Annotated in this window: 25 protein-coding genes; 9 read left to right on the forward strand and 16 right to left on the reverse strand. The window is 69.6% G+C overall.

What is annotated here, in order from left to right; all coding sequences use genetic code 11:
• Positions 1 to 214 precede the first annotated feature (214 nt).
• Positions 215 to 1,543: an MATE family efflux transporter gene (locus tag ACYVOM_RS22280; protein WP_460305389.1), complete on the forward strand. Its 1,329-nt coding sequence runs from the start codon at positions 215 to 217 to the stop codon at positions 1,541 to 1,543.
• A gap of 67 nt (positions 1,544 to 1,610) precedes the next feature.
• Positions 1,611 to 1,799 (forward strand): hypothetical protein, encoded by a 189-nt coding sequence (locus tag ACYVOM_RS22285; protein ID WP_460305390.1) that lies wholly within the window; start codon positions 1,611 to 1,613, stop codon positions 1,797 to 1,799.
• A gap of 9 nt (positions 1,800 to 1,808) precedes the next feature.
• On the opposite strand, the gene ACYVOM_RS22290 is transcribed toward ACYVOM_RS22285, so the two are convergent.
• The 6 genes from ACYVOM_RS22290 to ACYVOM_RS22315 form a co-directional block, all read right to left on the reverse strand.
• Positions 1,809 to 2,057, reverse strand: a complete 249-nt coding sequence (locus ACYVOM_RS22290) for a DUF4190 domain-containing protein (protein ID WP_460305391.1) — start codon at positions 2,055 to 2,057, stop codon at positions 1,809 to 1,811.
• Between the two features lie 189 nt (positions 2,058 to 2,246).
• On the reverse strand, positions 2,247 to 2,687 hold the full coding sequence (gene rplI / locus ACYVOM_RS22295; RefSeq protein WP_460305392.1) for a 50S ribosomal protein L9: 441 nt from the start codon (positions 2,685 to 2,687) through the stop codon (positions 2,247 to 2,249).
• A 16-nt stretch (positions 2,688 to 2,703) separates the two neighbouring features.
• Positions 2,704 to 2,940 carry a 30S ribosomal protein S18 gene (gene rpsR, locus ACYVOM_RS22300; protein ID WP_460305393.1) on the reverse strand — a complete coding sequence of 79 codons (237 nt, stop codon included), beginning with the start codon at positions 2,938 to 2,940 and terminating at the stop codon, positions 2,704 to 2,706.
• Positions 2,941 to 3,006: 66 nt separating this feature from the next.
• Complete coding sequence (locus tag ACYVOM_RS22305; RefSeq protein ID WP_460305394.1) at positions 3,007 to 3,576, reverse strand: single-stranded DNA-binding protein; 570 nt, start codon at positions 3,574 to 3,576, stop codon at positions 3,007 to 3,009.
• Positions 3,577 to 3,620: 44 nt separating this feature from the next.
• Positions 3,621 to 3,911, reverse strand: coding sequence for a 30S ribosomal protein S6 (rpsF, locus tag ACYVOM_RS22310; RefSeq protein ID WP_460305395.1), 291 nt, complete (start codon positions 3,909 to 3,911; stop codon positions 3,621 to 3,623).
• 126 nt (positions 3,912 to 4,037) lie between these two features.
• The gene (locus ACYVOM_RS22315; protein WP_460305396.1) at positions 4,038 to 4,229 is read right to left on the reverse strand and encodes a hypothetical protein; all 192 of its coding nucleotides are present in this window, start codon (positions 4,227 to 4,229) and stop codon (positions 4,038 to 4,040) included.
• Positions 4,230 to 4,320: 91 nt separating this feature from the next.
• Between ACYVOM_RS22315 and ACYVOM_RS22320 the strand changes: the two genes are divergently transcribed.
• Positions 4,321 to 5,106 carry a deoxyribonuclease IV gene (locus ACYVOM_RS22320; RefSeq protein ID WP_460305397.1) on the forward strand — a complete coding sequence of 262 codons (786 nt, stop codon included), beginning with the start codon at positions 4,321 to 4,323 and terminating at the stop codon, positions 5,104 to 5,106.
• Here ACYVOM_RS22320 and ACYVOM_RS22325 read toward each other — a convergent pair.
• From ACYVOM_RS22325 to ACYVOM_RS22335, 3 genes are read right to left on the reverse strand one after another with little or no spacing between them, the layout of a single operon-like run.
• Complete coding sequence (locus ACYVOM_RS22325) at positions 5,103 to 5,657, reverse strand: barstar family protein (RefSeq protein ID WP_460305398.1); 555 nt, start codon at positions 5,655 to 5,657, stop codon at positions 5,103 to 5,105. The two genes, ACYVOM_RS22320 and ACYVOM_RS22325, sit on opposite strands and share 4 nt — an antisense overlap.
• A gap of 7 nt (positions 5,658 to 5,664) precedes the next feature.
• A complete protein-coding gene (locus ACYVOM_RS22330) occupies positions 5,665 to 6,048 on the reverse strand; it encodes a guanyl-specific ribonuclease (RefSeq protein WP_460305399.1) in 384 nt (127 codons plus the stop codon).
• 29 nt (positions 6,049 to 6,077) lie between these two features.
• Entirely contained in the window at positions 6,078 to 6,920 is an 843-nt protein-coding gene (locus tag ACYVOM_RS22335; RefSeq protein ID WP_460305400.1) for a D-alanyl-D-alanine carboxypeptidase family protein, read from the reverse strand.
• 145 nt (positions 6,921 to 7,065) lie between these two features.
• On the opposite strand from ACYVOM_RS22335, the gene ACYVOM_RS22340 reads away from it, so the two are divergent.
• The gene (locus ACYVOM_RS22340; RefSeq protein WP_460305401.1) at positions 7,066 to 7,956 is read left to right on the forward strand and encodes a hypothetical protein; all 891 of its coding nucleotides are present in this window, start codon (positions 7,066 to 7,068) and stop codon (positions 7,954 to 7,956) included.
• 94 nt (positions 7,957 to 8,050) lie between these two features.
• Here ACYVOM_RS22340 and ACYVOM_RS22345 read toward each other — a convergent pair whose 3' ends face one another.
• Together ACYVOM_RS22345 and ACYVOM_RS22350 are read right to left on the reverse strand one after the other, a co-directional pair.
• On the reverse strand, positions 8,051 to 9,598 hold the full coding sequence (locus ACYVOM_RS22345) for a hypothetical protein (protein WP_460305402.1): 1,548 nt from the start codon (positions 9,596 to 9,598) through the stop codon (positions 8,051 to 8,053).
• A 151-nt stretch (positions 9,599 to 9,749) separates the two neighbouring features.
• Positions 9,750 to 12,638: a transglycosylase domain-containing protein gene (locus ACYVOM_RS22350; protein WP_460305403.1), complete on the reverse strand. Its 2,889-nt coding sequence runs from the start codon at positions 12,636 to 12,638 to the stop codon at positions 9,750 to 9,752.
• 276 nt (positions 12,639 to 12,914) lie between these two features.
• On the opposite strand from ACYVOM_RS22350, the gene ACYVOM_RS22355 reads away from it, so the two are divergent.
• Together ACYVOM_RS22355 and ACYVOM_RS22360 are read left to right on the forward strand one after the other, a co-directional pair.
• Positions 12,915 to 13,553: a PadR family transcriptional regulator gene (locus tag ACYVOM_RS22355; RefSeq protein ID WP_460305404.1), complete on the forward strand. Its 639-nt coding sequence runs from the start codon at positions 12,915 to 12,917 to the stop codon at positions 13,551 to 13,553.
• A 52-nt stretch (positions 13,554 to 13,605) separates the two neighbouring features.
• Entirely contained in the window at positions 13,606 to 14,685 is a 1,080-nt protein-coding gene (locus ACYVOM_RS22360; protein ID WP_123669651.1) for an inositol-3-phosphate synthase, read from the forward strand.
• 147 nt (positions 14,686 to 14,832) lie between these two features.
• Here the strand turns inward: ACYVOM_RS22360 and ACYVOM_RS22365 are convergent, their stop codons facing one another.
• The 3 genes from ACYVOM_RS22365 to ACYVOM_RS22375 form a co-directional block, all read right to left on the reverse strand.
• Positions 14,833 to 15,795: an alpha/beta hydrolase gene (locus tag ACYVOM_RS22365; protein WP_460305405.1), complete on the reverse strand. Its 963-nt coding sequence runs from the start codon at positions 15,793 to 15,795 to the stop codon at positions 14,833 to 14,835.
• Between the two features lie 33 nt (positions 15,796 to 15,828).
• Entirely contained in the window at positions 15,829 to 16,542 is a 714-nt protein-coding gene (locus ACYVOM_RS22370; protein WP_460305406.1) for an alpha/beta fold hydrolase, read from the reverse strand.
• Positions 16,543 to 16,650: 108 nt separating this feature from the next.
• The gene (locus tag ACYVOM_RS22375; RefSeq protein WP_460305407.1) at positions 16,651 to 17,613 is read right to left on the reverse strand and encodes a GlxA family transcriptional regulator; all 963 of its coding nucleotides are present in this window, start codon (positions 17,611 to 17,613) and stop codon (positions 16,651 to 16,653) included.
• Positions 17,614 to 17,728: 115 nt separating this feature from the next.
• Between ACYVOM_RS22375 and ACYVOM_RS22380 the strand changes: the two genes are divergently transcribed.
• Both ACYVOM_RS22380 and ACYVOM_RS22385 read left to right on the forward strand, forming a co-directional pair.
• Positions 17,729 to 17,956 (forward strand): hypothetical protein, encoded by a 228-nt coding sequence (locus ACYVOM_RS22380; protein ID WP_460305408.1) that lies wholly within the window; start codon positions 17,729 to 17,731, stop codon positions 17,954 to 17,956.
• A gap of 176 nt (positions 17,957 to 18,132) precedes the next feature.
• Entirely contained in the window at positions 18,133 to 19,359 is a 1,227-nt protein-coding gene (locus ACYVOM_RS22385) for an MFS transporter (RefSeq protein ID WP_460305409.1), read from the forward strand.
• On the opposite strand, the gene ACYVOM_RS22390 is transcribed toward ACYVOM_RS22385, so the two are convergent.
• Entirely contained in the window at positions 19,343 to 19,990 is a 648-nt protein-coding gene (locus ACYVOM_RS22390; RefSeq protein ID WP_460305410.1) for a hypothetical protein, read from the reverse strand. The genes ACYVOM_RS22385 and ACYVOM_RS22390 overlap by 17 nt on opposite strands.
• 175 nt (positions 19,991 to 20,165) lie before the next feature.
• Between ACYVOM_RS22390 and ACYVOM_RS22395 the strand changes: the two genes are divergently transcribed.
• The gene (locus ACYVOM_RS22395; RefSeq protein WP_460305411.1) at positions 20,166 to 21,431 is read left to right on the forward strand and encodes an adenosylmethionine--8-amino-7-oxononanoate transaminase; all 1,266 of its coding nucleotides are present in this window, start codon (positions 20,166 to 20,168) and stop codon (positions 21,429 to 21,431) included.
• Positions 21,432 to 21,453: 22 nt separating this feature from the next.
• Here the strand turns inward: ACYVOM_RS22395 and ACYVOM_RS22400 are convergent, their stop codons facing one another.
• Positions 21,454 to 22,878, reverse strand: a complete 1,425-nt coding sequence (locus ACYVOM_RS22400; protein WP_460305412.1) for a CCA tRNA nucleotidyltransferase — start codon at positions 22,876 to 22,878, stop codon at positions 21,454 to 21,456.
• Positions 22,879 to 22,997: the final 119 nt, after the last annotated feature.

Consider the following 22,997-nt stretch of genomic DNA (forward strand, 5'->3'; position numbering starts at 1 on the left):
CTCTCCGGGCAGACCCGCCCCACAGTTCTAACCCGACCGTCTGACATTCTCGGACCGAAGCCCGAGGACTCCAACTCAGGCCTGTGGATAACCCTGTGGATGACCTGTGCAGAGAGCCTCCCAGCCTGTGGATAACCTGTGGACAACGTGGGGACAACCGCGTTGCCAGATCACGAAATGAGGCGCTGAGCTGCGGAAGCACGATCCACACCCTGTGGATGAAGAAAACCGTGGAGAAAACCTCGGCGACCGGCGCGGCGACGGCCTCAACAGGGAGATCCTCAGGCTGGCGATCCCGGCGTTCTTCGCACTCGTCGCCGAGCCGCTCTTCCTGCTCAGCGACGCCATGATCGTGGGAAGGCTCGGCACCGCGCAACAGGCCGGGCTGACGATCGCCGGACAGGCCATGGCGACGGTCGTCGGATGCTGTGTCTTCCTCGCCTACGCCACGACGGCCGCCGTCGCCCGGCAGGTCGGCGCGGGACGGCTGCGGGAGGCGACCCGCCAAGGCGTCGACGGCATCTGGCTCGCGCTCCTCCTCGGCGCCTTCATTGTCCTCGCGGGTGTCCCCCTTGCCCCGGCCATAGTCGGCTTCCTCGGCGAGAACCCCTACGCGACCGAATACCTGCGCGTCGCCCTTCTGGGCGCTCCCGGCATGCTGGTGGTCCTCGCCGGGACGGGCGTCCTGCGCGGCCTCCAGAACGGGCGCTTCCCCTTGGCCGTCTCGGTGGCCATGTTCGCGGCGAACCTCGTGCTCAACGTGCTGTTCGTGCTCGTGCTCGACTGGGGCATCGTCGGCTCCGCGTGGGGCACCGCCACCGCGCAGACCGCGGGCGGACTCGTCTACCTGGGCGCGGTCGCCTCCCTCGCGCGGCGGCACCGGGCGGGCCTGCGGCCCCACCTCGGCGGGCTGCGCGCCGCCGCGACCTCCGGCTTCGCCCTCGTCATCCGCACGGTGACGCTCCAGGCGACACTCGTGCTGTCCACCAGGGCGGCCGCGCACCAAGGCCCGGACGTGGCCGCCGCCTACGGCGTCAGCTCCCGCGTCTGGATGCTGTCGTCGTTCCTGCTCGACGCGGTGGCCATCGCCGGGCAGTCGCTGCTGGGGCGTCATCTGGGGGCCGGAGACGTCACCAAGGCGCGCGCGGTGACGCGCCGCATGCTCTGGTGGGGACTGGGCGCCGCGTGCGCTTTCGGCGCGGTGCTCCTGGCCACCCGCACCGCGATCCCGCCTCTGTTCGACGCCTCCCCCGAGGTGGCCTCGCTGCTGACGAGCGCGCTGGTGGTCGTCGCGCTCATCCAGCCGCTCGGCGGGCTCGTCTTCGTGCTGGACGGCGTCCTCATCGGCGCGGGCGACATGCGCTACCTCGCCTGGGCGGGTGTGGTGACCTTCGCGGCTTTCGCGCCCGCGGTGTGGCTGGCCGCGGACCACGGGATCGTCGCACTGTGGCTCTCCCTCGGCTGGTGGATGCTGATCCGGCTCGCCACCCTGGGCCTGCGCGCCCGCTCGGGACGCTGGCTGGTGACGGGGGCCGTCCGCTGAGAGCCTCCCCCCACCCCCGATTCGAAAACATGCTCGAATTGTCGGTGGGGCGCGCTAGACTTCGAACATGCGTTCACCACACGGGGAGAGGCTGGCCCGGCTCAGCCAGGCGATCGACGAACTGTCGGCGCACGGCCTGGCCGGCCTGCCACCGGATCTGCTCGCCGAGCGCGTCGAGCACATCTTCGCACTGGTGGAAGGCATCGACCCGGAGTCGGCCCGGCGGCGCACCCGCCGTGCCGTCATCGAGAACTGAGCGGGGGCATCACCCGCCGATCGGCTCGGAGGCCACCCACAGACTGCCTTGGAGGAGCAGCGAGAGGATGCCGAAGAGCAGCGCCGCGTACCCGAGCACCAGCCCGGCACGGGCGAGGCCGCGGCCCCGCTCGTCCCGTTGCTTGATCTGACGCAGCGCGAGATGGCCGAACACCACGGCCAACAGACTGCCGATCCACCACGCCCAGACGATTGCGCAGACGAGAGCCGCGACGGCATAGGGGTTGAAACGTCGCATCGGACCAGTCTCGCCGTCCTCCGCGCAGGAGACCAGACCCGAACGCGGATCCGTCTCCTTCCGCTCACCGCCGACCGTCCGAACGGCGCCGCTTCACCGCCCGGCGTGCAGCGCGCGTTGGGCGGGAGGACCCGGGAACGAACAAGGCCCGCATCCGGAGGGATGCGGGCCTTGTGCGGCGTTTCAGCGTCAGGCGACGGTCAGGCTGACCGTTCCGCCGACCTCCGGGTGGAGGCGGACGGTGACCTGGTGGGCGCCCACGGTCTTGATCGGGTTACCGATCTCGATGCGGCGCTTGTCGAGGTCCGGCCCGCCGGCGGCCTTGACGGCCTCGGCGATGTCACCGGCGGTCACGGCGCCGAAGAGGCGACCGCTCTTGCCGGCCTGGGCCTTGACGACGACCTTGAGGCCCTTGAGGGAGTCGGCGACTTCCTTGGCCTGGTCGAGGGTCGCGATCTCGCGGGCGGCGCGCGCCTTCTTGATCACGGCGATCTGCTTCTCGGCGCCCTTGGTCCACTGGATCGCGAACTGGCGGGGCACGAGGTAGTTGCGGCCGTAGCCGTCCTTGACCTCGACGACGTCGCCCGGCGCACCGAGGCCGGCCACCTGCTGGGTGAGGATGAGCTTCATTTTGTTCGTCCCCTTCCTAGCGAGCGGTCGAGGTGTACGGGAGCAGCGCCATTTCGCGCGCGTTCTTGATCGCCGTGGCGACGTCACGCTGGTGCTGGGTGCAGTTGCCCGTCACCCGGCGAGCGCGGATCTTGCCGCGGTCGGAGATGAACTTGCGGAGAAGAAGCGTGTCCTTGTAGTCCACGTAGGAGATCTTCTCCTGGCAGAACAGACAGACCTTCTTCTTCGGCTTACGGGGCGGTGGCTTGGCCATCGTGGTGCTCCTAAGTTCAGAGCCCTGCTGACGCAGGAATGGACATCATGGACAGAATACTTCGATTTAGAACGGGGGCTCGTCGGAGTAGCCGCCGGACGGGGCGCTGGTGGCCCAGGGGTCGTCAGCGGGCTGGCCCTGGCCGCCGGAGGGGTAGTTGCCCCCGCCGCCGCCCTGGTAACCGCCGCCGCCACCCTGCTGGTAGCCGCCGCCGCCTCCGCCGCCCTGGTAGCCGCCTCCGCCGCCGCCGAAACCGCCACCACCCTGACGGGAGGTCTTGGTCACCTTGGCCGAGGCGTTCTTCAGGGACGGGCCGACCTCGTCGGCCTCGATCTCGTAGACGGTGCGCTTCTCGCCCTCGCGCGTCTCATAAGAGCGCTGCTTGAGGCGGCCCTGGACGATCACGCGCATACCGCGCTGGAGGCTCTCCGCGCAGTTCTCCGCCGCCTGACGCCAGACGTTGACCGTGAGGAAGAGGCTTTCGCCGTCCTTCCACTCGTTGGTCGCCTTGTCCAGGAAACGCGGCGTGGACGCGACCCGGAAGGACGCGACGGCCTGCCCGGACGCGGTGAACCGCAGGTTCGGGTCCTCGACGAGGTTGCCGACGAGAGTGATCGTGGTGTCGCCTGCTGCCATGGGTTAACGCTCCCGCCTGGAGTGTGGGGCCGGTCGCCGGAGGACTAGTGGACCTCGGGACGCAGGACCTTGGTGCGCAGCACCGACTCGCTCAGGTTGAGCTGGCGGTCCAGCTCCTTGACCAGCGCGGGCTCCGCGGTGAGGTCGACGACCGTGTAGATGCCTTCGGACTTCTTCTGGATGTCGTAGGACAGACGCCGACGGCCCCAGACCTCGACCTTCTCGACCGAGCCGCCGCCGGTCTTGACGACGTTCAGGAACTGGTCGACGGTGGGGGTGATCGCGCGGTCGTCGAGCGACGGGTCGAGGATCACCATGACTTCGTAGCGACGCATGAGGTCCCTACCTCCTCTGGACTGATGCGGTCACGGCGTGTCCGTGACAGGAGGGCTAGCTGCCTGCCCGTCTGTACCCTGCGCACAGTACGGGACTGGACCACACTACCAGCGCGTCGCACGTCGTCATGCCGCGTTCGCGCGCCGCCTGTCCAGCTCGGCCATGAGGTCGAACATGCGGGCGCGCATACGGGCCGTCTGGGTGGTCAGGGTGGAGAGTTCGTCGATCAACGCGTGGTCGTCGAATTGGGCGAACTCGTTCACGCCCTGCCCGGCTGGGCGCGGTGCCGCCGTTGGGGTCGCCGTCTCCTCTACCATCCGGTCCTCCTATCGAAGTCGTGTTCGACTCTAGCCTCTGCCGGTGACAAAACGGGGTCCAAGCTGTGGACTCGCCGATAATCTGGCTTGTATGCGCATCGGAGCCCACGTCAGAGCACTCGATCCGATCGAGGCCGCGGCCGAGGTCGGGGCCGAGGTCGTCCAGATCTTCATCGGTGACCCGCAGAGCTTCAAGGCCCCCGTGGCCCCCGAAGGACTGGCCGCGGCGATCGCGGCCTCGGACGTCGAGGTCTTCGTCCACGCGCCGTACCGGATCAACGTGGCGACGACCAACAACCGGATCCGCATCCCCAGCCGCAAGCTGCTCCAGCAGCACCTGCACGCGGCCGCCGGGATCGGCGCCAAGGGCCTGATCGTGCACGGCGGCCACCTCGGCGACACCGACGACCCGCAGGTCGGTTTCGACAACTGGCGCAAGGTCTTCGAGCGCCTCGAATGCCCGATTCCGGTGCTCATCGAGAACACCGCGGGCGGCGGCAACGCCATGGCGCGCCGGTTCGACCGGATCGCCCAGCTGTGGGACACCCTTGACGGTGTCGCGGGCATGGCCGAGAACGTCGGCTTCTGCCTGGACACCTGCCACGCGCACGCCGGCGGGGAGGCCTTGGTCGACGCCGTCACCCGGATCAAGGGGATCACCGGCCGGATCGATCTGATCCACTGCAACGACAGCCGCGACGCGTTCGACTCCGGCGCCGACAGGCACGCCAACCTTCGCAAGGGCCAGATCGACCCGGATCTGATCCTCGCCGTCTGCCGGGAGGCCGCGGCCCCGATCGTCGTCGAGACGCCGGGCGAGGGCCAGGCCGAGGACATCGCCTGGCTGCGCGAGTCCCTGGCGCCCGCGGAGGACTAGCCGTCGATCTCCGAGAGGCCGGGCAGTTCCCCCAGACCCGCCGGAAGCAGGACGTACATCGGGGTGTCGCTCTCGGCCCAGGCCTCGACGGCGTCGGCGAAGACTTCCAGGGCGGTGGTGAAGGCGTCGGGCTCGCCCGCCGACAGCTCCCGCCAGCCCGGCCAGACGATCAGGTAGCCGGCCTGCGCGGGCAGCCATTCCATGTCGGTGAGCAGGTCGTAGAAGGCGTCCCAGCTCTGGCTGTTGTAGAAGTCCGGGAACTCCAGGACTTCCCCTGCGAGTGCCAAGAACGTGTCCTTGTCTTCGGCGGGCCCCAGGCCGAAGACCTCCCATCCCGCGTCTTCCGCGGCGATGAGCCACGGCGGCATCTCCACGTCGGCATGGCCGCCTCCGATGGCCAGCGGTAGCGCGAGCCGCCCTTCGGGGGTCCTCGTGGGGGCCGCTGGAGACGGCGCCTTGCGCACCGTGCGGAAAAGATCCTCCGGGTCGATCGCCCAGCGGTAGACGCCGGGCACCGCTTGGCCGGCGATCACGTCTTCGAACCCCTGCATGCCTTCCTCAACCGGTGATCCGCAGGAATGTGCGGTAGTGATCGGGCGAGTAGTAGCGTTCTCCGCCCTCGCCCACAGCGATCCGCCGCGGACCCCGGCCGTGCTGGCCGGGTGCGGCGACAGTGAACTCCCGATAGTACCCACGGGGATGCGCCGGCAGGATCTTCTCCCGGTTGAGGAAGACCGACCCGTCCCGGCGGTAGGGGAAGGGCCCGCCTGCGGCGATGAGCGTCAGGGTCCGCTGGGCGGCGTCGGGCAGATCCGCGAACTCGATCGTCTGATGCGCGGTCGTCTGCGCCGCGATGCGGACCGAGGTCGTCGAGGGCGTCCCGCACGCCGCGCCGGCCAGCAGCAGGAGAACGGGGAGGATCGCGCGCATCGCTGTGATCACGCTGCGTGATCATAGGGCGGCGGGTCGGGTCAGGTGCCGAAACCCCAGTTCAGCAGGCGGGTGGCGTCGGTGAAGCGGCGGCTCGCGGTCGGCGCGCCGAGGATGACGCCGATCTGGGTCTCCTTCCCGCGCTGGGCCGCGAACAGAAGGCAGTACCCGGCCTTGGACGTGTAGCCGGTCTTGATGCCCAGACCGCCCTCGTACTTGCCGATCAGGGTGTTGGTGTTCTTCCAGGTGTAGGAACGGCCGTTCAGGCTGCGCACCGTGATCTTCTTGGTGGCGATGACCTTCTTCAGCGTCGGGAAGCGCAGCGCGTAGCGGCCGAGCTTCACCTGGGAGGCCGCCGTCGAATACGTCGAGGTCTGCGACGGGTAGGGCAGGCCGTCGAAGTTGGCGTACTTGGTGTCCTTCAGACCGAGGCGTTTGACCTCGGCGTTCATCTTCTTGACGAATCCGTCGTAGCCGGGGCCGTAGGTGTCGGCGAGGGCGGCCGCCGCGTCGGCGCCGGACTCCAGGAGGGTGCCGTAGATCAGGTCGCGGACCTTGACACGGTCACCGACGACGAGACGGGCCTCGGTCGCGCCCCACTTGTCGCCGTACGTGGTGTATTTGCGCTTGATCTTGATGGCGCGGTCGAGGTTCGTCTCGTTGCGGAGCACGACGATGACCGTCATCACCTTGGTGAGGCTCGCGATCGGCCGCTTCGCGCCGGCGTTGGACTTCCAGATCGTCTTGCCGTTGAGGCTGAGCTGGCCCGCCTCCGCCTTGATCTGGGACGGCGGCTTGGTCCCCGACGGGGCGGCGGCGGCCGGGGCTGCGGGGACGACAACGAGGGCCGTACCGGCGGCCACGGCGGCGATCAGCTTGCGCACGACGCTCCCGGATCTTTCGGTTCAGGACGGTCGCCACCTTGTCAGCCGCACCGAAGCCACGCAAACCCCACGGGCCGCGAAAGAAGTTATCCACAGCTTTGGTCGCTGTCCGCTATGTGAACATCATGGAGCGCATGATCGGGGCATGACACAGACCACGTTGTTCTCGGCGCCCGGATCGCGCTTCGTGTTCGTCAGCCTGCCCGGGCGGGGGCCGCTGGCCGAACGGGCACGGCGGCTCTCCCGCGCGGAGCCCGGAGCGGTCTTCCGGCTCCGCACCGCCGCCCACTTGTGGGGGCTCGAAGTGCCTCGCACCACCGAGGACGCGGCCCCGCTGGACGTGGCGCTGCCCGGCCCACAGGGCGCTCCCCTGCCTCCGCCCGACATCGAAGAGAAGGACGGCCTGCTCCTCACGTCGCTGGAGCGGACCGCGTTCGACTGCGCACGGGAACTCCCGCGGTACGACGCGCTCGCCATCGCCGACCAGGCGCTGGCCCGGGGCGTTCCCCGCGCGTCCCTGGCGGCGCGGGCGCGGCGGTCGCACGGGCCGGGCACGGCGCAGGCCGTCGCGGTCATCGGGATGGCTGATCCAGGGGCGGAGTCCCCGGGCGAGTCGCTCGTGCGCGGAGTCGTCATAGACACGGGCTTCCCCAGGCCGTCGTGCCAGGTACCCGCCCTGCCCACCCGCTACCGCCTCGACCTCGGCCACACCGACTACCGCTGCGCCCTCGAATACGACGGCGTCGCCTTCCACACCGGCCCCGCCAACCGCGCCCACGACACCCTCCGCCACACCGTCCTCGCCCAAGCCGGCTGGCGCGTCCTCCCCGTCACCGCCGAATTCCGCACCACCCCGGCACCCTTACCTGGACGCATGGCTCACCATCCTCCAGAACTCCGGCTGGACCCCCATCCCCGAAGACCTCTCCCGCATCTCCACCCGCCTGACCCGCCTGGGCCGCCGCCCCGACCCCTGGAGCTGACTCGTGAACGCCACGCTCCCTCCCCTCCGACGCGGCGGTGCCGCACGGGCTGAGTTCGGAGGGGGTCATGCGCGCGGCGGGGCGGCGGGCTGGCGGCCGAGGCGGAACCAGGGCGGGTTCAGCTGGGTGGGAGGCGGGTGGGGTAGGTCATCCGGTCCATTGGCCTTGGGTGAAGGAGGCGGTGAAGGCGGCCATGAGGGGGAGCGAGAGTGCCAGGTAGAGGCCTAGTAGCCAGCGGTGGCGGGTGAAGAGGTGGCCCAGGAGGATCCAGAGGGGGAACCAGAGGAGGGTGGCTCGGCCGATGGAGAGGTAGAAGCTGGAGGTCATGAAGGCGGCGAGCTGCGTGGAGACGTAGACGAACTCGGGCCACTGGCGCTGGTAGAGCAGCCAGGCGACGAGCAGGACGCCGACGGCGGCCGCGACGATCTCGACACGGAACGCGTTCGTCCACTCCGACTCGACCTCGAAGGCGTTGACCCAGGTCGTCTTGAAGGACTCCCACGGCATGACCGTCTGGCGGTTCCAGCCCTTCTCCTGGGCATGCTGCCAGGCCATCATGTCGCCGGTCTTGTACCAGAGGTAGCCCATGTAGGCGCCGATCGAGACGAACGGAGCCACAAGGAAGGGGGCTTTGCGCCAGTTGCCTGCTTTGCGACCGGTCGGGCCGACCAGGAACTCGACGATCATGGCGAGCGCGAGGAACAGCCCGGTGATGCGGACCACCGAAGAGGCCGCGGCCAGCAGCGCGGCGTACTCCCAGCGGCCCTTCTTGGCGAGCAGCCAGGCGGGGAGCGCGAGGGCCAGGAACAGCGCCTCGGAGTAGGCCGCGAACAGGAACACCGCGCACGGGCTGGTGATGATCGCCAGCACGGCGAGGAAGCCGGGGCTGCCCCACCAGGTCGCCGGCTGCTCCACCGCGCCCGCGCGCAGGTCGGCGTCGGGGGGTGCCGTCGCGCCCAGGCCGCGCCTCGCAAGCCCCGCGGCGTCGGAAGGGCGCACGCCCACGCCGACCGAGCCGAACTCCGACGCCCGCGCGATCACCCGCTGCGAAGGGTTGGTCGGCGGGATCTCCGAGGAGCGCTCGGGAGCTCCGGGTTCGGCGCGGCCAACGGCGGCGGGCTCCGAGGAACCCTCAGGAGGGTCCGTCGGGAAGCGCTCTCGGTTGGGGCCGTCGGCCGGCGCGGAGGGGCGCCTGGAAGCGTCGGTCGGGAAGCGCTTGAGAGCGGGGCCGCCGGACGTGGATGCGGGATGCTTGGAGGGGTCCGTAGAGAAGCGGTCGAGGGTGGGGGTGCGGCCTCGGGTGAGGAATCCGGGGGCCGAGGAGGGCAGGAGGGCCAGGCGGGCCAGCGCGATGGCGATGACGGGGCCGGCGATGAAGGAGACGAGGAGGCCGGCGGCCCGGTAGTCCGCGACGACGAGGCCCACGAGGCGGATCGCCAAGGGGTAGCCGGGGAAGAAGGCGGGCCAGCTTTCGGGGTCGTAGAAGCCCGGGGGGCCTCCGTCGTAGCCGTACAGGGCGAGCCAGTGGAACCTGTCGGCGTCCCAGCGGTTCCAGCGCGTCAGGTAGTCCGGCCAGGGTCCGTCGTGCGGGATCACCCTGATCACGACGATCGAGAACCAGGCGACCGCGAGGGCGGCGGTCAGCCATGCGCCCGCCGAGGCCCGGTCGACCGCCCGGGGGATCAGCCTCTTCATACTGAGGCGTTCTACCACGTCCGCCCTGTGCTCCCGGTAAACACCGGGAAACCCCCGCATCGCCCGGAGCCACCCCCCGGCGGGAAAAGGGGAAGGGCCCGTGCGGTGCACGGGCCCTTCCGAGGTCGGGGCTTCAGAGGCGATTCAGAGGCTAGGGAGTGATCTCCCGGTTGTTGCCTTGGCCTTGGCCTTGCCCCGGGCCTTGGCCCTGCGGGTTGGGGTTGTTCGGGTCGTTGTCGTCGGGATCCTGATCCGCGGTGACGCCGTCGCCGTCGTTGTCGGTCTGGGCCGGGTCGCCCTGGGCCGCGCAGGTCGGGTAGTCGCCGTGGGCGAAGCAGAACCAGTCCGGCGGGTTGTTCTCGGTGCCGGGCGGAGGCTTGTTCGCGTCACAGGCGGGCGGGAGCTGGCCGACGTTGCAGCCGGGCAGGTCGCCCTGGTCCCCGCCGTTGCCGTCGCCGTTACCGTTGCCGTGGCACTGGTTCATGATCTGCGCGATCGGATCGCACTTGTCGGTCTTGGTCTTCGTCGGCTTCGGCGTGTCCCACTTCTTCGTCTCACCCGAGTAGGTGGGCACGGGGAACGCCTCGATGTCCTTGCCGGCCAAGGCCTTGTCCATGAAGGCCTTCCAGATCCGCGCCGGGTAGTGGCCACCGTAGGCGTAGGTGCTCTGGATGTAGTCCTCGAGCGTCTTGCTGTTCTTGTTGAAGACCGTGGCGGCTGCGGCGTACTGCGGGGTGTAGCCGACGAACCAGGTGGCGGCGCCGCCGTCGGTGGTGCCGGTCTTGCCCGCGGCGGGCTGGCCGTTGGCGAGCTGCGCCTCCGTGCCGGTGCCGCCGGTGACGACGGCCCGCATCGCCTCGGTGGCCTGGGCGGCCTGGTCCTCGGTGAGGACCTGCTTGCCCTTCTTGTCCCAGGGCAGCTTCAGCTCGTTGCCGTCAGGACCGATGATCTTGGTGATGACATGCGGGGTCACCGCGGTGCCGCCGTTGGCGAACGCGGCGTAGCCCGCCGCCTGGTAGATCGCCGGGACGTTGGAGACGCCCAGCGAGGTGCTCGCGTTCTTGGGGTCCATGTCGTCGGTGGGCAGGCCGAAGTCCTTGGCCTCGGCGATCACCTTGTCCAAGCCGACCTTGAGGCCGAGCTTGACGAACGAGGTGTTGTTGGAGTCCCGGGTCGCGTCGACGAGGCTGATCGCCTGGCCGCCGCCGTGCTCGCTGCGCATCCAGTAGTTCTGCGTGCCGCAGGAGTTCTCGTCCTTGGCGCCCGGGACGACGTCGCCTGTGGTCGGGTCGAGGCAGATGGGGCTGCGGCCCTCGATGAGGGACTTGACGTTGTAGCCCTCGGAGAGCGCCGTCGCCAGGACATAGGGCTTGAAGGACGAACCGATCTGCGGCCGCTCGTACAGGGCCGCGTCGGACATGTCACGGTCCGGGTCCCCGCCGTAGAACGCGACGATCGCGCCGTCCTTCGGGTTCACCACGACCAGGCCCGACCTGACGATCTTCTGCTCTTTCTTGCTCAGGTCCGGATCCGGTCCGTACTCCTTGACGGCCGACTTGGCGTAGCCCATCAGCTTCTTGTTAAGGCTGGTGTAGATCTTGTAACCACCGGAGGTGGTGACCGCGGTCTCGTCGAAGTTGGGGATCTGGCCGAGCTCGTTGAGCACCCGGCTCAGCACGTAGTCCTGCTGGCTGCTCGACTGCTTGCCCGAGGTCTTCTTGACCTTCGGGAACTTCATCGTGTCGCGCTTGGACTTCTCCAGCCAGCCCTCGGACACCATGCCGTCGAGGACGTAGTTCCACCGGTACTCGAGGGCGGTGAAGCAGTCCTGGGTCCGGTCGCTGGTCGTCGGGCAGAAGTAGCTGGGCTGCTGGATCATCGCCGCGAGCATGGCGCCCTCTTCGACGGTGGCCTTGTCGATGGGCTTCCAGAAGTACGCCTTCGACGCCGCCTGGATCCCGTTCGTGTTGGGTCCGAACGCGATCGTGTTCAGGTAGTTCTTCATGATCTCGTCTTTGGAGTACTTCCCTTCCAGTTTGAAGGAAGCGAAGATCTCCTTGACCTTGCGGGTGATACTGCGGTCAGTGCTGAGGGTCGCCAGCCGGTTGCGCGCCAGCTGCTGGGTGATCGTCGAGCCGCCCTCGACGCTGCCGCCGCTCAGGGTCTTGAGCGCGGCGCGGCTCATACCCTTGATCGAGATGGCGAGGTCGCCCTCGAACCCGCGCTGCTCCGCCGACATGACTGCCTGCCGGACATGGATCGGCACGACATTGAGTTCGACGTCCTCCCGGTTGGCGGCCATGTTGAACATGACCTCTTCCTTGCCCTTCTTGACGTCCCAATAGACCGTGGTGCGCTGGTAGTCGGTGCCTAGTTTGTTTCCGTTCACCAGGTCCGGAGTCGGGGTCGAGGCGTACCCGATACCAACGAGCCCGATCATCGCGACGAGGCCGACCGCGCAGACCCCGGCGACGACCTTCCAGCTCGGAACGTACTTCTTCCAGCCTTCTTTTTTCTTCTTGGCCTTGCCCCGCCGACCGCGGCCGCTCCGGCCCTCCTGGTCGACGTCGACGCCGGGCGGGTTGTCGACCTGGATCGGGCCGCCGTCCAGGATGGTGGCGGCCGGATCGGCGCCGTAGCCGTCGTAGCCCTCCTGGTGGGCGGCGTAAGGCTGGTCCCCGTAGCCCTGGTCGCCATAGGCCTGGTCCCCGTAGCCCTGGGCGCCGTAACCCTGGTCACCGTAGGCCTGGCCGTGGTCGGCGTAATGCTGGTCGTCGTGATGCGCGCCGTAGGCCGCGCCGCCGGAGACGTCGTAGGACGTCCGGTCGTCGTAGCCCTGCTGCGCGTAGCCGTTCTGCTGGGCGTAGCCGTCCTGGTCGCCGTACTCGTCGTACGCACCGTACTGGTTCGGTGGCGCAGAGTTTCCGTACTGGGACTCGCGGAAGATCTGTTCGCGCCCCTGCGGCGGCGCCGGCCGGAACCAGTCGTCCTCCGGCAGGTCCCCTGAGGGGCCACCGGAACCATACGGCGGATTACTCACACGACCTCTTCAGCTGGGGTGCTGGGCCGGGGGACCCAGCACGTCGGCACTGCCGGGGCCGGTCTGGCGGGGGGCAAAGCCCAGCAGCGTCAGGTGTCTAACGGGTCATCGTACCGACGGGGTCCGGTCCCCCGGTGCGGTATGGCCCACACCGTTCCTTCACCTTCGCGAGGAATGCGACGGCTTGCGGAGTTGGTTAACACTACGTATCTTTGCGATGTATCGAAGCGATACATTCACACGATACATCTGGCTGAGCTACCGCGGAGGGGAAGCATGGCGGGCAAGAAGGGCGGCGTGTTGGAACTCGCCGTGCTCGGCCTGCTCAACGAGTCCCCGATGCACGGGTACGAGCTGCGCAAGCGGCTCAACACCCTGCTCGGCATGTTCCGGGCGTTCTCCTACGGCACGCTGTACCCCTGCCTCAAGCAGCTCCTCGCACAGGGGCTGATCACCGAGCAGGAGGACGAGCAGCCACTGGCGACGCTCCAGAGCAAACGGGCAAAGATCGTCTACAAGCTGACGGCCGAGGGCAAGGAGCATCTGCAGAAGCTCCTCACCGAGGCCGGCCCCGCGGCGTGGGAGGACGAAGGGTTCGGCGTTCATTTCGCCTTCTTCGCCCAGACCCGGGCCGACGTGCGACTGCGGATCCTCGAAGGCCGGCGCAGCCGGCTGGAGGAACGCCTCGACCACGTCCGCACGGCGCTCACCCGCACCCGGGAGCGGTTCGACAGCTACACGCTGGAACTCCAGAACCACGGGCTCGAATCCGTCGAGCGCGAGGTCAGGTGGCTGAACGAGCTGATCGGGCGGGAGCACGCGCGAGCGGCCGACGAACGTCAGCGGGCAGACGAGACAGACGTAAACGACGAATTCGAACAGGACGCTCCCCGTCGGGGGACGTCTCCCTCATAAGAGCCTGGGGATCTTCCCCAGACCCGGTGAGATAGAGAAAAGGAGCAACCGGATGGGTTCGGTGCGCGTAGCCATCGTTGGAGTGGGCAACTGCGCCTCTTCGCTCGTCCAGGGTGTCGAGTTCTACAAGGACGCGGCGCCCGATCAGCGGGTCCCCGGGCTGATGCACGTTCAGTTCGGCGACTACCACGTGGGCGACGTGGAGTTCGTGGCGGCGTTCGACGTGGATGCGAAGAAGGTCGGTCAGGACCTCGCGCACGCCATCCACGCGAGCGAGAACAACACGATCAAGTTCGCTGATGTCCCGCCGACCGGCGTCACCGTTCAGCGCGGACACACCTTCGACGGCCTGGGCGAGTACTACCTCGACATGGTCGAGGAGTCCGACGCGACCCCGGTCGACGTCGTCCAGGCGCTCAAGGACGCCAAGGTCGACGTCCTGGTCTCCTACCTTCCGGTGGGCTCGGAAGAGGCCGACCGCTTCTACGCGCAGGCCTGCCTCGACGCCAAGGTGGCGTTCGTGAACGCCCTGCCGGTGTTCATCGCCTCGGACCCCGAGTGGGCCCAGAAGTTCGTGGACGCGGGCGTCCCGATCGTCGGCGACGACATCAAGTCCCAGGTCGGCGCGACCATCACGCACCGCGTGATGGCCAAGCTGTTCGAGGACCGCGGCGTCGAGCTGCTGCGCACGTACCAGCTCAACTTCGGCGGCAACATGGACTTCATGAACATGCTGGAGCGCAAGCGCCTGCAGTCCAAGAAGATCTCCAAGACCCAGTCGGTCACCTCGCAGATCCCGCACGAGATGGCCAAGGCCGACGTGCACATCGGCCCGTCGGACCACGTGCCGTGGCTGGACGACCGCAAGTGGGCGTACGTCCGCCTGGAGGGCAAGTCCTTCGGCGACACCCCGCTGAACCTGGAGTACAAGCTGGAGGTCTGGGACTCCCCCAACTCCGCCGGTGTCATCATCGACGCCGTCCGCGCCGCGAAGATCGCCAAGGACCGCGGCATCGGCGGCCCGATCCTGTCGGCCAGCTCCTACTTCATGAAGTCCCCGCCGGAGCAGTACAACGACGACGAGGCCCGTCTCGCCGTCGAGGCGTTCATCCGCGGTGACGTCGAGCGCTGACCCCGCTCGTTCCGTTTCGGGACACGACGAAGGCCCGGCAGGCATCACGCCTGCCGGGCCTTCGGCTTTTGTGCTCTTGAATCGATCGACAGCCTGAGGCGTTCCGGAGGGGGAGCGGCCCCCGAGTCCGCTCCCCTTCCTCGGAACTCAGGAGTGGAGCGCGTCCTTCAGCGTCGTCGCGGCAAGGGCGACGGCGGCCTTCGCGGCCTGCGTGTCGTGCAGCGAGTTCACCATGACGAAGTCGTGCACGATGCCGGTGAAGCGGACCGCCGTCACCGGGACGCCCGCCCGGCGCAGGTTCGCCGCGTACGCCTCTCCCTCGTCGCGCAGGACGTCGGCCTCGGCGGTGATGACGAGCGCCGGGGGCAGGCCGGCGAGCTGGTCGGCGGTCGCGCGCAGCGGCGAGACGGTGATCTGGGCGCGGTCGGCCTCGCTGGTCGTGTACTGGTCCCAGAACCAGCGCATGCCGTCGAGGGTGAGGAAGTAGCCCTCGGCGAACTCCTCGTACGACGCGGTGTCGAAGGCCGCGTTCGTCACGGGGTAGAAGAGGACCTGCTGGACGAACGCAAGGTCGCCGCGCTCCTTGGCCATGAGCGTCAGGGCGATGGCCATGTTGCCGCCGACGGAGTCGCCCGCGAGCGCGATCCGGGAGCCGTCCAGGTCCTTCGAGGCGCCCTCGGCCGCCACCCACTGGGCGACGCGGTAGGACTGCTCGTTCGCCACCGGGTAGCGGACGTCGGGCGAGCGGTCGTACTCGGGGAACACGACGGCGGCGTGCGCGCCGATCGCGAGGTCCCGGACGAGCCTGTCATGGGTGTGCGCGTCGCCGAACACCCAGCCGGCGCCGTGCGTGTAGACGATGACGGGCAGCACGCCCTCGGCGCCCTTCGGCCGGACGATCCGGGCCCGCACCGAGCCCGTCGGCCCGCCCTCGACGGTGATCCACTCCTCGTCGATCTCGGGCTTGAAGATGGGGGCGTCCTGCACGCCGTCGACGGCCTTGCGGCCTTCCTCGGGGGCGAGCTGGTACAGGAACGGCGGCTCGGAGGTCGCGTCGACGAACTCCTGGGCGGCCTGCTCCAGCGCGAGTCCGCGGGGGTTTCCTGCCATGGTGGTGATGCCTTTCTGCAGAGACGGGGAGGGTCAGCCGAGGTCGGTGACGGCGGCTTCGACGAATGCGACGAGCTCGGCGGGATGGGTCTGCATGACCAGGTGCGGAGCGTCCAGCTCCAGGACCTCGCGCAGGCCCGCGCGCTGGTAGCCGAACCGTTCGACGTCGGGGTTGATGGTCTTGTCGGCGGCCGACACGACGCCCCATGCGGGCTTCACCCGCCAGGCCGCCGCGCTCGCGGGCTCGCCGAACGCGAACGCCGACAGGGGCCGTTGGGAGACGGCGAAGACGCGCGCCGTGTCCGGGTCCACCCCTTCGGCGAAGACCGCCGGGAACGCAGAGATCCGCACCGACACGTCGGTTCCCGGCTCGCCGCCCTCGACGGGGTAAGGCGCGTAGACGAGGTTCGCCGCCAGTTCCGAGTCCGGGAACCCGCCCTGGAGCTGCCCGAGGCTCTCGCCCTCCTCCAGTGCGTACCCCGAGACGTACACGAGCCCGACGACGTTCTCCGCCATCCCCGCGACGGTGATGACGGCCCCTCCGTAGGAGTGCCCGACGAGCAGGACGGGACCGTCGATCTGCTCGGCGACGGACCGGATGTAGGCGGCGTCCCCGGACAGGCTGCGGTTGGCGACAGGCGGCACGCGCACGTCGTATCCGCGGTCCAGCAGCCGGAGCGCCACCGGCGCCCAGCTCCCGGCGTCGGCGAACGCCCCGTGCACGAGGACGATGGTCGGCTTGCTCAACTTTTCCCCCCAAGATTGACTACTTCCAGTCTTGGGCGGTGAGGGGTTCCAGCGCCCCGCTCCACGGGCCACATATGCCCCTAAAGAGGACATGCAGCGCGCGGTGATTCAGGCCGGGCGGAGGGCCGAGCGGAAGCGCTGCTGGTACTTGCGCGGGGAGATGCCGAGGCGGGCGACGAAGGCGCGCCGCATGGCCTCGCTGCCGCCGTAGCCCGCCGCGATGGCCGCCTCGGTGACGGTCAGGCCCGCGTCGAGTTTGTCGCGGGCCACCGAGAACCGGACGAAGGCGACGTATTCGGCGGGCGAACTCTCCAGCTCGGCCCGGAACAGCCGCGTCAGATGCCGGACGCTCACGCCCGCCCGCGCCGCGAGCTCCCGCACCGTGTACGGATGCGCCGGCTCCGCCCAGACGAGGTCGGCGACCGCCCGGACCAGCGGCGTGCGCGGCGCGGGCCCGCTCAGCGACGCCGAGAACTGCGACTGCCCGCCGGCCCGCTGCATGTAGACCAGGAGGGACTGGGCGACGGCCCGGGCCGCGTCCGCGCCGTGGTCCTCCTCGACCAGCGCCAGCGCGAGATCGACGCCCGCCGCGACACCCGCGGACGTGTAGGTGGCCCCGTCGCGCACGAAGATCGAATCCGGCTCGACCCGCACCTTCGGGTACCGCCGCTCCAGGTCCCGGGTGAACTTCCAATGGGTGGTCGCGCGTTTCCCGTCCAGGAGGCCCAGGCCCGCCAGGACGAACGCGCCGCTGCAGATGGAGGTGAGGCGCCGGGTGTTCTTGGCGAGGGCTTCCGCCGCCCCGAGCACCTCGGGGGTGACGAACACGTCGGGCGGCAGTTCGCTGCCGGGGATCACCACGGTGTCGAACCGACCTGCCTCGTGCGCGGCGCAGGACACGGTGACCCGCGCCCCGATCGAGGTGGAGACGTCCTGCCCGTCGGCTGAGACGAGCACCACGTCATAGGCGTCGAGCGACTGGTTCGCCTCCACGAAGACCTCCGCGGGCCCCGCGAAGTCCAGCATCTTGACCCCGTCGAACACCAGCAGACCGATGCGTCGGCGCCTCATCCCCGGCAAATCCCCTACCTCGTGCTCAACCCGAACCCCGAGGCTATCCGACCTATCTGTCCTGTTCGCTCGCGCGACGGCGTCAGGCGCCCGTCGCGACCCCGCGGTCGAGGGCGTGGCGCGCGGCAGCCTCCCGCAGGATCTCCGCCGCCCCCGAGCCCACCAGCTCTTCGCCGGCGCCTTCCACGCCGCCGGCGACCTGGACCGGACCCGCCACCACCTCCGCCAGGCAGGCCGGACCGACCCCGACCACCTCGCCTGGCTCTACTCCCCCGCCCCCGACCTCCTCTTCCGCCTGGCCCGCCGCCACGCCCGAGTCCGCACCATCACCCCCTCAGCCTGACCCCGCGTGCTCACGCCGCCTCCGCGGAGTGGTGCCCGGTGGGTCACCGCGGACGGCCTTGAGCGGCTCGGGCACGAGGGCTGCCGCTGGCGCGGTGACATGCCCCCGATCTTCGTCGGAGCACCGGCGTCGAGCGGGGCGGCGGCGGCTCGGGCCGGCTTGCGTAGAGTGATCGGGTGGGGTTTCGGGAAGTGTGGCGGGAACGCGGGTTTCGGTGGCTTTACGGGGCTCGGCTCACGTCGCAGTTCGCGGACGGGCTGGTGCAGGTGGGGCTGGCGGCTTATGTGCTGTCGCCGGAGAACGAGGCGACCGCGGGGAAGGTCGCCGTCGCGTTCGCGGTGATGCTGCTGCCCTACTCGGTGCTGGGGCCGTTCGCAGGGGTGTTCCTGGATCGGTGGCGGCGGCAGGTGGTGCTGGTCCGGACGCCGTTGGTGCGGGCCGTCTGCGTGCTGGGGATGGCGTGGTTGATCTCGGCGCTGGACGACAGCGATCTCTACCTCGTCGCGGCGCTGGTGGTGCTGGGGGTGAACCGGTTCTTCCTGTCGGCGCTGTCCGCCTCGCTGCCGCACGTGGTGCGGGAAGGGGAGCTGCTGCTCGCGAACACGGTCTCGGTGACGTCGGGGACGGTGGCGGCGTTCGTGGGCGCGGGGGCCGGGTTCGCGGTGGCGCAGGCGGGGACGACGGCGGTGCTCGCGACGGCGGCCGGCTGCTACGTCGCGGCGTCGTTCGTGGCGCGGATGCTGCCGCGGGACGGACTCGGGCCGGACGGAACGAGCGGGGAGACGCTTCGGAACGTGGTCTCCGGGATGGTCGAGGGGGCGAGGTACCTCGCGCGGCGGCGGCCCGCGGCGCTGGCGCTCGGGGCGATCGCGACACACCGGTTCCTGTACGGGATCTGGCTGCTGATGACGCTGCTGCTGTACCGGCACCACTTCCCGACCGGGTTCGGCGGGGTCGCGGTGATCACGACGGTGTCCGGGGCCGGCTACCTGCTCGGCGCGGTGATCACGCCGCCGGCCGCCCGCCGGTTCGGGAAGGACGCGTGGATCTCGGCGATGCTGCTCGCGGCGGCCGTCTCCCTCCTCGTGCTCGCGGTGCCGTTGCGGGAACCGCTGTACGTCGCGGGCGGGTTCGCGCTGGGGGTGGCCGCGCAGGGGATCAAGGTGTGCGTGGACACCGTGCTGCAGGAGAGCGTCGCCGACGAGTTCCGCGGAAGGGTCTTCGCCGCCTACGACATGTTCTTCAACGCCACCTTTGTGGCGGCCGCCTGCGTCGGAGCCTTCACGCTTCCCGTGGACGGGCGTTCCTACGGCGTCCTGGGTGCGGTGATAGCCGCCTATGCCGCTGCGGCCGTTGTCTATCGGGTGCTGACGCGGCGGGTGCCCGTCACGGAGCCGTCGTGAGCGAAGGGGCGTTCACGGCGGTGCCCGCATAGCGGACCTGGAGCCTTCCGGAGCGCTTCGCGAAGGTGTATTTGCCCTTAGTCCCCGTGGTGGCCGTCTCGACGAGCTTCCAGGCGGCCCCGGTCCACTTGTAGAGGCGCACCTTCTGGCCCGCGTAGGGCGCGAAGCCGCCGGTCTCGCCGAGCCTGCGCAGCACCCCGCCGATACTCGCCGCACGCCCGGCCGAGGCCGCGGCCGAGAGCGTCGTGCGCCGTTTCACGTGGAACACCACGCGCGCCGCCTTCTTCTCCCCGCCCGCGTTGCTCCGGACGAACAGCGCGCCCGTCCACTTTCCGGGCGCGTCGAACCGGTTGAAGGAGACCTCCCCGCTCCACCGGTCCGACCCGGACCGCCGGACGAGGTCGATGAGCGACCGCGAGCCGTCGGGCCCGGTCAGTTCGAGGTCCATCGCCCGCACGGAGGCCCCCGCGCCCCGTGCGGTGAAGGTCGTCCACACCCCGGCCCCCCGCTCGCCGACGACGACGGTCGGGACCGAGGACTCAAGGGTGATCGCCGCGGCCGAGGCGGGCGCGGCGAAGAGCGAGGATGCGGCGAGGGCCGCGACGGTCAGCGCCGGGACGGTGTAGCGCATGGTCCACTCCGGAGGGGGGAGAGCAAGAGGAGCTTTCTCGATCAAGTTAGAGCTGACAAACCGTCTACTTATGCCTTCCGGCAGGTGAGGCGGCTCACGTCCGACGAATAAGTGCTTGCTTACGCAGTTCAAGCTACCCGTGGGTAATACAGATCACGGCAGTACTGTGACCCACGTGACCCCCGAAGAACTCCAGGCCTACGACCGCGAGCACGTCTGGCACCCCTACGCCCCGATGCCGGCGTCCGTGAGTTCGCACGCCGTGGCCGAGGCCCATGGCGTCCGCCTCCATCTGGAGGACGGAAGGGTGCTCATCGACGGCATGTCCTCTTGGTGGGCGGCCATCCACGGCTACGACCACCCCGTGCTCAACGCCGCGATCACCGGCCAGCTCGGGAAGATGGCCCACGTCATGTTCGGCGGCCTCACCCACCGCCCGGCCGTCGAGCTCGCCGAGCGCCTCGTGAACCTCTCCCCCGAGGGCCTCACCAAGGTCTTCTTCGCCGACTCAGGCTCCGTCGCGGTCGAGGTCGCCATCAAGATGGCGCTCCAGTACTGGCGCGCCCAGGGCGAGAACCGCCCAAGGCTGCTCACCGTACGAGGCGGCTACCACGGCGACACCTTCGGCGACATGGCCGTCTGCGACCCCGTCAACGGCATGCACCACATGTTCCAGGACGTCCTGCCCCTGCACGTCTTCGCGCCCGAGCCCCCCGCCGAGCCGGACGACGACTACCGCGACGGCCTGGCCCGGCTGGTGGCCGAGCACTCCCATGAACTCGCCGCGATCATCGCCGAACCCGTCGTCCAGGGCGCGGGCGGGATGCGCTTCTACGACCCGGCCCATCTCCGCGCCCTCCGCGACCTCGCCGACGAGCACGGCCTCCTGCTCATCCTCGACGAGATCGCCACCGGCTTCGGCCGATCCGGCGCCTTCTGGGGCGCCGACCACGCCGGCGTCTCCCCCGACATCATGTGCGTCGGCAAAGCCCTCACCGGCGGCTACCTGACGATGGCCGCGACCCTCACCACCGACCGCGTCGCCGCGGGGATCAGCGCCTCCGGCGAGGCCCCCCTCATGCACGGCCCGACCTTCATGGCCAACCCGCTGGCCGCCGCCGTCGCCGGAGCGTCCCTGGACCTCCTCGCGGCCCGCGACTGGCACGTTGAGGTCCAGGCGATCGAAAAGGTCCTCTCCGACGGCCTCAGCGGCGTCCGCGGCCTGCCCGGCGTCGCCGACGTCCGGATCAAGGGCGCGATCGGCGTCATCGAGACCGTGCAGCCCGTCGACGTCCAGCGCATCCAGGACACGGTGATGGCCCACGGCGTCTGGCTCCGCCCGTTCGGCCGCCTCATCTACACGATGCCGCCCTACGTCTGCACCGAGGACGAGACCGCCCGCATCGCCGAGGCGATGACGGCCGCCGCCAAGACCCTCTGAGAACCCTCCGGCCCGAGACGCTCTAGAGGACGCCCTCTTCACGCGCCCAAGCCAGGAGGGCCTCCTTGGCCGTCTCCTTGTCCTGCGGCCCCTTGTCGAGGCGGAGGTCCATGAGGAACTTGTACGCCTTGCCCACGAGCGGCCCCGGCGTGATCCCCAGGACCTCCTGGATCTCGGTGCCGTCGAGGTCGGGCCGGATCCTGCCGAGCTCCTCCTCCTCGGCGAGCCGCGCGATCCGCTCCTCCAGCGCGTCGTAGGTGCGGGCGAGGCGGTCGGCCTTGCGGCGGTTGCGGGTGGTGCAGTCGGCGCGGGTCAGCTTGTGCAGGCGCGGCAGCAGGTGCCCGGCGTCGCGCACGTAGCGGCGCACCGCCGAGTCCGTCCACTCGCCTTCGCCGTACCCGTGGAAGCGCAGGTGCAGCTCGACCAGCCGGGAGACGTCGGTGACGACCTCCTTGGGGTACTTCAGCGCGAGCAGCCGCTTCTTGGTCATCTTCGCGCCGACGACCTCGTGGTGGTGGAACGAGACCCGCCCGCCGTCGAGGTGGGCGCGGGTGCGCGGCTTGCCGATGTCGTGCAGCAGCGCGGCGAGGCGCAGCACGAGGTCGGGACCGTCCTCCTCCTGCGCGATCGCCTGGTCGAGCACGATCATCGAGTGCTCGTAGACGTCCTTGTGCCTGTGGTGCTCGTCGATCTCCAGGCGCAGCGCGGGCAGTTCCGGCAGGACGTGCGCGGCGAGGCCCGAGACGTCGAGGACGGCGAGGCCCGCGCGCGGGTGCGCCCCGCACAGCAGCTTCGACAGCTCCGCCTGCACCCGCTCGGCCGAGACGATCTCGATCCGGTCGGCCATCTCCTTCATCGCGGCCATCACCTCGGGCGCGACGGTGAAGCCGAGCTGGGAGGCGAACCGGGCGGCGCGCAGCATCCGCAGGGGGTCGTCGCTGAAGGAGTCCTCGGGACGGCCCGGGGTGCGCAGCCGCTTCGCCTTGAGGTCCTCAAGGCCGCCGAACGGGTCGACGAACTCCTTGGACGGCAGCCGGGCCGCCATCGCGTTGACGGCGAAGTCGCGCCGCTTCAGGTCCGCGACGAGCGAGGTGCCGTACGACACATCGGGCTTGCGGGACTTCGGGTCGTAGGTCTCGCTGCGGTAGGTGGTGACCTCCATCAGGTGGTCGCCCTTGCGCAGGCCGACCGTGCCGAACTCGATCCCGATCGTCCAGACGGCGTCGGCCCAGCCGTCGATCACCTCGAGGATCCGGTTCGGGTGCGCGTCGGTGGTGAAGTCGAGGTCGGTCACCGGGCGGCGCAGCAGGGCGTCGCGGACCGGCCCTCCGACCAGCGCCAGCTCGTGCCCGGCGGCGGCGAAGAGCCGCCCGAGCTGCTCGGCCTCCGCGGGGATCACCCGCGCGAGCAGGGTGGCCAGGGCCTTGCGCTGTTCCTCAGTCGACACGACCGGCAAGCCTACGGTGCTATCCCGACCCTCTCCAAACCTGTTACCGGTGGTCGGCACGTCCGGAGTCTCCCGTTAGGGCCACTACCATCGGGCGGGTGACACGGCGGGGAACGAAG

Source organism: Actinocorallia aurea (assembly GCF_054783995.1).